A 9,708-nucleotide genomic window follows, 5' to 3' on the forward strand; every position below is an offset into this window, starting at 1 on the left:
CTGCTGTAACTGACCATTATCCGGGCTATCATTCAACTCGAATTACAATAATACAAGATTTCATTCAATCTTTCTCCTCTAAGAACCAACTTCCATTTGTGACCCTAATAAATTTCGAAATACACCTTTTCTCTCTTTAGCCAATTGATTAAATTCACCTTTTTGAACAATTTCACCTTTTCCTAAAACAATAACTTGATCTGCATTACGGATCGTAGATAACCGATGCGCAATAACAACAATAGTCATCGTTCCTTTCAATCTTTCTATTGCTGATTGGATCTTTACCTCATTTTCAGTATCTAATGCACTCGTAGCTTCATCTAATACTAAAATGGATGGTTGTCTTAAAATAGCTCGAGCTAGTACAAGTCGTTGACGTTCACCACCTGAAAGTCTCACTCCACGATCTCCAATTAGAGTATCAAGCCCTTTTGGAAGTATTCGTACAAATTCAGCTGCCGCCGCAAAATCTAATGCAGTCCAAATTTGTTCTTCACTCGCATTCGGCTCAATCATCAATAAATTTTCTCTTATGCTTGCATTAAATAAGAAAGGATCTTGTGGCACATAACTAATAGCCCGTCTCAATGACAATAAATTTTCACTTGTAAGAGGGGTTCCATCTATTAATACTTGACCTTTCTCTGGTTGAATCAATCCCATTAAAACATCGATTAATGTACTCTTCCCAGCTCCCGAATGTCCCACAATAGCCGTCATACTATTGATTGGTATTTGCACATTAATATTTTGAAGTGCATACAAATGCTCCTTCTTATTATACCGAAAATAAATATCCTTACATTCAATACCCTGTTCTATACAAATCGGCTTTATATGTTTTTGCTGATGTATATCCTGCATTTCAATCGCTTCATTACATTCCTCTTGCAATTCCCACAATGACTTAAAAGCAGGAATACTTGCAGCCAGTTGTTCTAAATTTGATTGAATCGTCATGAATCTTGGCCATAGTCTGGAAAAAATGAGAATGATTAATAGTAACTGGGCAGTTTGCGCTTGAAACATATTTACTGATAATAATATAAAAAATGCAATTAATATAGCCATTGAAATTTTATAAAACAATTGAGAGTTTGACCTTATTCTCATATACTCCATTTGTTCGCTACTCATCTTTTTTGTTATATATTGTAACCAATCTAAACGTGATGCTTCCAAAGTATTGCTCTTTATATCTTTAATTCCATTGAAATGATCTGTTATACCAGAAAGATAGTCTTGTGCCAATTTTGAGGTCTTACCGCCTAGTATTCGTGCTTTTTTTATAAAAACACGAGAAGCTACCAAGAATAATAAGCCAAAGACCAAAACAAATATAGTTATGTGGGGAGATAATAAAAACGCAAGCCCTACCTGTATGAATGTAAACAAAATAGTAGCTAACAATTGTAAAATTAAATTAATCCCATAACTAACACGAGCTAATTCGGTAGTTAATATATTAATTAGATTTGTTTTCCTTTTCTCTAAAAAAAACCTCCACTTTGCTTTTAAAATCATACTATATGTTTCTATTCTTAACTTTCGTATAAAAACTTGTTGCGTTCTCGCATCCCTTAGCGTTATATTTCTTTGTAGTAAATTTTGACTTAACACTATAAATACATATATACCTAAAATAAAAATTAGACTTGTTGTTTTAGGAAAATCCTGCAAAAATCTATAGATAGGTGTAATGAAAGGAGTCTCCTCACCTATATTAATTATTCCAGTCATACTTATCATAGGAATTAATAAAATAATACCTATCCCTTCAAGTAAACTTATTAAAACCATACCAAATAAATTCACATACAGTATTTTTCCCGCTGAAGAATATAATTTCTTCATAAAATATATAATATGATTCATCGATGTTCCCCCTATAACAAAACCAGCTTCTTTGTTTTCCTCCAAAGACATAAAAGCGGACGTAAAGGAAAATATAAAAAATGAAGAAATTTAGGTAACGGTAATGTTTTTGCATCAATTGGATAAGGATATAGTTGGCTCATAATATATAAAATTTTTTGCTGATTAGACATTAGTGAAAATAAATATCGACTATGATAGATAAATACTTCTTCAGGGACAGGATCGGTATGCAAGTTTATCATTTGCTTGAAATAAAACAGTGCCTCTTGAGCTAACTGCTTTGAACGTTTTTTCGCTACTAATTCCATCATCCTTTCATCTAGTCGTACACCTAGCAATTGAGCTGCTAAAATTAATGCTTGTCCTCCTAAATGAAGTATTTGGTATTTTCTCATTAATTTATGAATCTCATTCCAGTTAAGATCTTGATTGACAATTTTTTTTATGTCTACTAACCAACGTAACCTGGACCAACCATGTCTGGCACCATGAGATACAAGAAATAAAAATAAGTCTTCCTTTCCTAACATATATACCGAATTACTCGTAAGTGTACTTTTTCTCTTTCGCTTCCAAAGCTCTTCAAACCCAGGTTCCTTACCCGGTCCGGGATTTAACCTCCAATGAATTTCAAGTTTGATCCGCCTTGTTGGATGGAAAAATGTTATATGGTGATGCCTCCATTTCCAATCACTTAATATCGTTTGAATATAATCATCTTTCACATATCCTTGCTCTAAAAGTAGTTTTTCTACTTTTTCTAAATTTTGAATAGGAATGAGAACGTCCAAATCACAAGATGTTCGTAAAGAAATATCTCCATATAAGTCCTGAGATAGTACAGGCCCTTTTAGAAACATCGTACGAATCTCATTTTCATTAAAAAATTTATTTATTCGTTCCATTTCAGCACTTAAATAAAGCATTTGAAATGTATTATTTCTATATTTTCTATTTAAATTTTGTACAACATGTGAAGGAATTCGTTCCTCATCTACCTGTTTAAGTTTTTGATAAATCACCGGATAAACACGATGATGCATGGCTTGCTCAAGAAATACCTCCCAATCAATATCCGAAAACCATTCATTACTGTAAATTTGCACTGTTTCGTCATCCTGTAACTTCAAAATTGCAAAAAGAAGTTTCAATTCCTTAGACATGAACTCTACATTAAGACCAAAATCTTTCTCCATTTTATTCTCCTTTAATAATGTCCTCACTTAGCCTCTTTGCAAATGATCCAACGACAGTAAATTTCTCCATTCCTTCTGATCCAGTAACATAAAAAGAACCGCTCCGTAACCATGCATGCGCAATTAATTCCCCATGACTATCCTTAGCAGTTCCTAAATAAAGAGTACTCTCAATGTGACGTTTTTCGAGCATTTTCATCCCAGCTATAGCTTTAACAAGACACTGACTTTCCCAAAAAGTATAACGACTCATAATAGAAATAGCTTCAGACACCTTCTTTAGTGTATCCCCGTGTGGCTGAATTTGGGCAACTGATGTTTCGTTCATGTAATCCCCTAAAGAAGGTGCAACTTTAGAAAAGGTAATACTTTTTAGTACACGCGCCCACCCTAAAAAAATAAAAGCCTCTAAAAATAAAAGCTTTGTTTCCATGTTCAGTGATAAAAATACCCTTAACCTTTTCACAATATTCATTAATCCCTTCCTAACAGCTCTCTTGAAATTACGAATTTATCTATTAGATTGATCTTTTATTTGAATTAAACCTTCTTGAAATAAACACTCTAAAAAGGAAAGAACTTGCTCTTCACAATCGCCCCGTTCAATGTTGTACTTTGACAACAATGTACTGACGAGTTCAGTAACCATAATTGGAGTTTTTATTAGTTCCCAAATTTCTCCCCCTGTTTCTCCCAAATTATAATATTTCCCTTTTTGAACATTTAGCATTACTTTTTCCCCATCCATATCACTCACAATATTCTCTTCACTTTGCACAATCTGACACTCTAGAGAAATTCTCTCTGTATACATCATCTATTACTCCTCCTCCGTGTATAGTTTTTAATATAATTGATACAAGTTCATGCGCTGTAAACCTATTATTTGGACGTTTCAAATGAAACATATCTACCTTGTTTATCACACTTGTAGAAGTAGTGAAATGCCACTCTGTCAATTTTAATTGCGTAATTAAAAACTTACGAAATGTGTGAAAGAACAATGTACGCAATCGTTCAAGTCCTTCAATTCGAATCAACTCAACACTCTCATCCTCTGTTTTCGTTAACTCAATAACACCAGCAAGAGGTAATGGTTCAGAGAAAAAATGAGATTGTACAGGCACAGCATACTTTGTTTCTCGCTCAAACAATGGATTATAACTTGCCGTTCCCATTCCAAAAGCATTCAAACTCTCCGCCCATAATTTTTGTTGCGGATAAGATGGAATCACAATTGGAGTCTTATCTGACGAAACTGTCACAGCAATTACATCATCACTCAAAATTTTGTATCCTTTACTTAAAAAAGCCGCTGCAAGAGTTGATTTACCTGCTCCTGAATCACCTACAAAGGCATAAACTTTCCCATCAATATTTATTGCACTACCATGTAATGGTAATATTCCCCTTTGGATTAGTAAGGCACCCATACAAGTTCCAAGTATATAAAGACGGATCTTATCTTCACAAGCGTCCTTCATTGGTGAAACAAATATTTGCTTTCCTCCTTGTATAGAAAATATAGCAGTATCAGGAATACGAATCATAACTACGTTTTTATCAACTACAAAGTTTTGTTTTGCGCTAGCAAGTTCACTCCACTTCTGAGATAAATCAGTTAATCGAATTACAATTTCTACATTCTCTTCTTGTTCATTGATTTGAGGTAATTCCGGCAATTTCATTTCACTCAACACTCTTAACCCAAAAACTTTATATACATTTTTATTTGTAGTTTCCATCAACTCTCTCACTCCAAATAGCTTTCAAAATTTTTATAAAAACCCCTTATACTTTTACTGTATAAGGGGATCACAATGTGTATCCTAATTGATAAATTAGCTATGGTGAACCATTTCGTCCTCATCCGGTTGAACACCATCAGGTATTTTAATACCCGGTCCAGCCATTGTCATATTGATATCAAGTACTTCCAATGTAGGAATTGTCCAATCTTTTTTCATTATGTCACCTCCCTTCAAATATTTTTTTTCATAAATCGATACACTATTAAACTACGCATTAAAATTCGAAAATCTAAATCAAATGCATATTCTGGATGAGGTTCTTCTTTAATCTTAGAAATCGCAGTTCTAATAACCTCTATATCCAGAAATTCTGAAATTATAGGATCCTTACTAAGCTGCTCAAGCTCTTCAATAAATTCACTCCATTGATGCGCCATACGGTAAACACCATCAGAACCTTGAACACCTCTAGTGAGCTGGTTCAACCTTACTTTATCAGGTAAGAAATTTTTTGTTGCTCTTCTAATTAGTGCCCGATCTAAACCATTTTGAACGTATTGCTCTTCTGGAACAGCTAAACAAAATTGAACAACCCGTAAATCATTCGTTGGATCGCGATCCCATAAAGAATAACGCAATGATAACTTGGATCCATATGCACCAGTTATGCTCCAATAATATAACTGTTCAAATTGCCTTTTTTTTATTTCATATGCATCTGTTATTGAGGTGCCTGTTACATCAATATTATGTTCTATAAGCTTATCGAACACATTCATTCTATTTGCAAATTCTGGATTAATAAATCTCGGGAAAACAATTTGATTTTTTGATGAAGATATTCGATTCAAAAACGGAAATGCCTTTTTTCTCACTACTGAAAATACTCGTGATTTCTTTACACCAATATTTCTACTATACGAATATAGTTCTTGCAAAAAGCGACGTAAATTCATCTTTTTCAAAAGCATAGCTTGATAGTCCACAGCTGGGCCCCATGACACCGTCCAGTTTCCTCTCTGTCCGTTTAAGAGTACTCCAATTCCTTGTAACCGTGCCTCCTCATAAATTCCCCTAAGCCAAAAAGTATTCTCGAAGAATTTATACGGCATCTCTAGAATTTCAAGCCACTCATCTATTTCTGATAGAGGACTTCTTCCTTCAAAATCCAAATAATGCTCCTTAATATTTCCTACATGCTGTACAGTCGATTGAATAAAAGGTCTTTCATCAGCTACTCTACTTCTATGCGTCCAATCTACAAAACCCTTTACTGGGACATAACTATATGTATGTAGACGTTTATTTGCTGCACTTAAATCTCGTGCAGCAAAGCTGGCTACAGAACCCGAATCAAGTCCTCCACTCAAATGAGCCCCTACTTGATGATGGGTACGTAAACGTGATCTTATCGCATTTTGATACACTTCCAAAAACGCTTCTTCATACTCTTCGTTTGATTTGAGTTGAAGCCTTTCTCCGGCGATTAGTGTATTGTATCTCGATAATTTCACCTTTCCATTTTTCACAGTAACAGAATGGGAAGGTGGAATTTGCTCAATAGTTTTATATACTGTTGAAGAAGGATCTATCGATTCAAAATTCACCGGGATGGCTAAAAATTCAGCAAGCCACTGCTCATTCAATTTTTTCTCAACATATGGTAGAGTAAATAACGGATTTATATTAGTGCAAAAAGCAAACTTTTCCTCACCACGATAAAAATAAAGGGTTCGGCTTCCCGAAAAATCTCTTGCTCCAAAAAGGGTTTGTTTTTTCTCATCCCAAATCATAAAGGCAAAATCGCCTACCAAATATTTTGGAGCCGCTTCCCCCCATTTCTGATAAGAGAGTAAAATCAACTCACTATCTGTCATGTTTTTTCTATCTCCATAATCCACTTGTAATTTTTCAAATAACTCATTACGATTATCAATAATAGCATCTGCTGTAATTGCCAGTTGCTTTTCATAATTATAAAAGGGTAATTGTTCACCAACAGATTCTGGTGTGATCCACTGTGCGTGACATCCCAGAAAGGCATTTTCTTTATGCCATATTTGAATATCATCAGCAGGGTACTTTTGTAAATAACTCATTAACTGTGTGCCATGCTGAATCGATATAGTTTCTTCATTAAAATGAATAATACCTGTTATAGCACTCATTTTCCCCACCCCTTATACAACGAGTTACTGCAAAGGTGCTTTTTTATTTAACACACCTTTTCTCCCTTGATTTAATTCTTTTTAAAGAACAAAAATACTCATTTCAACTCCCAATTAACCACACATCCTAATTCACCTATAAACTTAGGTATAGATACATTTAAATTATCATTTTATTACTTTCACGTCAATATATTAATGGAAATATACACCAAATCAACAACGTTAACATTCATTATAATGAACATTAATCCACTTGTTTCTCTGTGAATTATTCCATGTTATATAATATTTATAATAGCCTGAATAACTCTCCGTTGATCCTCATCCATCATATTGGACCCCGAAGGAAGACAAATCCCCTTTTCAAATAATCTTTTAGATACATCATTATCTTTCTGATGAGAATAATACTTACTTTCTTTAAAAAGTGGCTGCATATGTAGTGGCTTCCAAGTAGGACGTGCTTCAATATTCTCTTCTGCTAAGGTTGTCAATAATTTTTCAATAGAGATACCAGATTCCTTTTCATCAATCATCATAGTTGTAAGCCAACGATTCGAGCGAGTATTTTCTAATTCCGGCATAAAACAAAATCCCGGTATGTGAGATAACTCTTCATAGTACCGATTAAATATACGCCTTCTAGCACACACTCTATCTTCTAACACTTCTAATTGCCCTCTCCCAACACCAGCTAATATATTACTCATTCTATAATTGTAACCTATTTGACTATGCTGGTAATGAGGTGCTATATCTCTTGCTTGAGTTGCTAAAAACCTTGCTTTTTCTAACGCTTCTACATCATCAGATACGAGCATTCCACCACCTGAAGTTGTAATAATTTTATTTCCATTAAATGAATAAACACCAAACTTCCCGAATGTACCGCTTGCTTTTCCTTTATATGTAGATCCAAGAGATTCTGCTGCATCCTCGACTATAGGAACATTGTATTGATTACAAAGTGCAAGAATTTCATCTAGTTTAGCACTCTGACCATATAAATGAACAAGAATGATAGCCTTTGGTAATTTCCCTGCTTTATCAGCTTCATATAATGCATGTGCCAATGCATCCGGTGACATATTCCATGTTTCCGGTTCTGAGTCAATAAATACTGGTTCAGCTCCCAAATAAACAATTGGATTTGCACTCGCTACAAAAGTGAAACTGGAACAAAATACTGTATCTCCCTTTTGAATACCTAATAACCGCAAGGCTAAATGAATAGCAGCAGTACCTGAACTAACTGCAGTACCTCCCTTAACTCCTACAAAAGATGCAAGTTCTCTTTCAAATCCATCAACATTTGGGCCAAGAGGAGCGATCCAGTTGGTATCGAATGCATTTTGAATATATTTGTGTTCATTCCCACTCATGTGCGGAGAGGAAAGGTAAATTTTCTCCTTATTTTTTATCATCATTCTTCATCCCCTCCTTAATTTACTACATTAATAACCTTTGCCGGAATACCAACAGCAGTACAATTAGATGGAAAATCATTTATGACAACAGAACCTGCTCCAACGATAGACCACTTTCCAATTTTAACACCTGGGATCATAGTAGCTGAGGCACCTATATGTGCCCCTTCTTCTATAATGATAGAACCTGAAAGTGTAGCATGGGGTGAAATATGAACAAAATCATCGATTATATTGTCATGTTCAATGATGGAACCTGTATTAATAATAGTATGATTACCAATATTAGTATCAGCATTAACAACCACATTCGGCATAATTACTGTTCCGTTCCCTACATGAGCATAAGGACTTATAATTGCTGTTTTATGAATTAATGTAGCATACATCTCAATCGGTTGATTTAATATTCCGAAAATTCTTTTTCTGACTTTATTATTCCCTATGGCAATAACAAGCTTTATATCATTAAAATTGTTGATAATTTCCCATGCATCTTTAATTGCCCCAAAATAAAGGTTATCAATAATAGTTTTATCTGTATATAAATCATCTAAATAGCCAACTATTTCATATCCTTCATTTGATAAGATGATATCCTTCACTACCTTACTATGGCCACCATGCCCAATTATTAAAATTTTCATTTTCCCTCCAGTAAATCGCCCCATTGTTACATGCCCAACATGATTTATCCCTTCTGTTTTAAATACTTTTGTTATTGTAAGTACAATTATTTTCAAATCTAATAAAAAAGAACGATTCTCTACATACCATATATCTAATTCAAACTTTTCTTCCCAAGTAATCGAATTCCTCCCATTTATTTGTGCCCATCCCGTAATTCCTGGTTTTACATTATGCCTTTTAGCCTGTTTACTAGAATATAAGGGTAGGTATTCCATCAATAATGGTCTTGGACCTACTAAACTTAAGTCGCCTCTTACAACATTTATCAGCTGTGGTAACTCATCTAGACTATATTTTCTAAGAATTTCTCCAAAAGTAGTCATCCTATTTTCATCTGGAAGTAATTCCCCATTACTGCCCTTCTTATCTAACATAGTTCGAAACTTATAAAAATTAAACGGTTTTCCATGCAGTCCCGGACGCTGCTGTTTAAATAGCACAGGAGATCCTAATTTCAGCCTAACTAAGATTGCTACTACAAGAATAGGAAGCAAGCATACAAATAATAATAATAAAGAAATACATACATCAAAAATTCTTTTCATGTACTATCCTCCTTACTTATTTACGTTTAATACTCCTAACACTAAGT

9 protein-coding genes are annotated in these 9,708 nt (G+C 34.2%); all 9 read right to left on the reverse strand.

Going from position 1 to position 9,708, the window contains the following annotated elements; all coding sequences use genetic code 11:
• Positions 1–78: 78 nt before the first annotated feature.
• Positions 79–1,878 carry an ABC transporter ATP-binding protein gene (locus tag V7038_RS22970; protein WP_002199630.1) on the reverse strand — a complete coding sequence of 600 codons (1,800 nt, stop codon included), beginning with the start codon at positions 1,876–1,878 and terminating at the stop codon, positions 79–81.
• A gap of 11 nt (positions 1,879–1,889) precedes the next feature.
• The gene (locus V7038_RS22975; protein WP_070146822.1) at positions 1,890–3,077 is read right to left on the reverse strand and encodes a nucleotidyltransferase domain-containing protein; all 1,188 of its coding nucleotides are present in this window, start codon (positions 3,075–3,077) and stop codon (positions 1,890–1,892) included.
• 1 nt (position 3,078) lies between these two features.
• On the reverse strand, positions 3,079–3,552 hold the full coding sequence (locus V7038_RS22980) for a lasso peptide biosynthesis B2 protein (RefSeq protein WP_002146239.1): 474 nt from the start codon (positions 3,550–3,552) through the stop codon (positions 3,079–3,081).
• Between the two features lie 36 nt (positions 3,553–3,588).
• Positions 3,589–3,894, reverse strand: coding sequence for a lasso peptide biosynthesis PqqD family chaperone (locus tag V7038_RS22985; RefSeq protein ID WP_002199629.1), 306 nt, complete (start codon positions 3,892–3,894; stop codon positions 3,589–3,591).
• Positions 3,845–4,825 (reverse strand): hypothetical protein, encoded by a 981-nt coding sequence (locus V7038_RS22990; RefSeq protein WP_002199628.1) that lies wholly within the window; start codon positions 4,823–4,825, stop codon positions 3,845–3,847. The genes V7038_RS22985 and V7038_RS22990 overlap by 50 nt, the downstream gene beginning before the upstream one ends.
• A gap of 93 nt (positions 4,826–4,918) precedes the next feature.
• Entirely contained in the window at positions 4,919–5,044 is a 126-nt protein-coding gene (locus V7038_RS22995) for a paeninodin family lasso peptide (protein WP_002199627.1), read from the reverse strand.
• Between the two features lie 14 nt (positions 5,045–5,058).
• A complete protein-coding gene (locus tag V7038_RS23000) occupies positions 5,059–6,996 on the reverse strand; it encodes a lasso peptide isopeptide bond-forming cyclase (protein WP_070146823.1) in 1,938 nt (645 codons plus the stop codon).
• A gap of 281 nt (positions 6,997–7,277) precedes the next feature.
• The gene (locus V7038_RS23005) at positions 7,278–8,423 is read right to left on the reverse strand and encodes a DegT/DnrJ/EryC1/StrS family aminotransferase (RefSeq protein WP_033716826.1); all 1,146 of its coding nucleotides are present in this window, start codon (positions 8,421–8,423) and stop codon (positions 7,278–7,280) included.
• A gap of 17 nt (positions 8,424–8,440) precedes the next feature.
• Positions 8,441–9,661, reverse strand: a complete 1,221-nt coding sequence (locus V7038_RS29605; RefSeq protein WP_430648213.1) for a NeuD/PglB/VioB family sugar acetyltransferase — start codon at positions 9,659–9,661, stop codon at positions 8,441–8,443.
• Between the last annotated feature and the right edge of the window lie 47 nt (positions 9,662–9,708).

This window comes from Bacillus sp. JJ783, assembly GCF_036963225.1.
In the GTDB taxonomy this organism is placed as follows: Bacteria; Bacillota; Bacilli; order Bacillales; family Bacillaceae_G; genus Bacillus_A; species Bacillus_A cereus_U.

Bases quoted from the DNA above. Each gene is read 5' to 3' on its own strand.
- V7038_RS22970 (WP_002199630.1), bottom strand. From the start codon at position 1,878: ATGAATCATATTATATATTTTATGAAGAAATTATATTCTTCAGCGGGA.
- V7038_RS22975 (WP_070146822.1), bottom strand. From the start codon at position 3,077: ATGGAGAAAGATTTTGGTCTTAATGTAGAGTTCATGTCTAAGGAATTG.
- V7038_RS22980 (WP_002146239.1), bottom strand. From the start codon at position 3,552: ATGAATATTGTGAAAAGGTTAAGGGTATTTTTATCACTGAACATGGAA.
- V7038_RS22985 (WP_002199629.1), bottom strand. From the start codon at position 3,894: ATGATGTATACAGAGAGAATTTCTCTAGAGTGTCAGATTGTGCAAAGT.
- V7038_RS22995 (WP_002199627.1), bottom strand. From the start codon at position 5,044: ATGAAAAAAGATTGGACAATTCCTACATTGGAAGTACTTGATATCAAT.
- V7038_RS23000 (WP_070146823.1), bottom strand. From the start codon at position 6,996: ATGAGTGCTATAACAGGTATTATTCATTTTAATGAAGAAACTATATCG.
- V7038_RS23005 (WP_033716826.1), bottom strand. From the start codon at position 8,423: ATGATAAAAAATAAGGAGAAAATTTACCTTTCCTCTCCGCACATGAGT.
- V7038_RS29605 (WP_430648213.1), bottom strand. From the start codon at position 9,661: ATGAAAAGAATTTTTGATGTATGTATTTCTTTATTATTATTATTTGTA.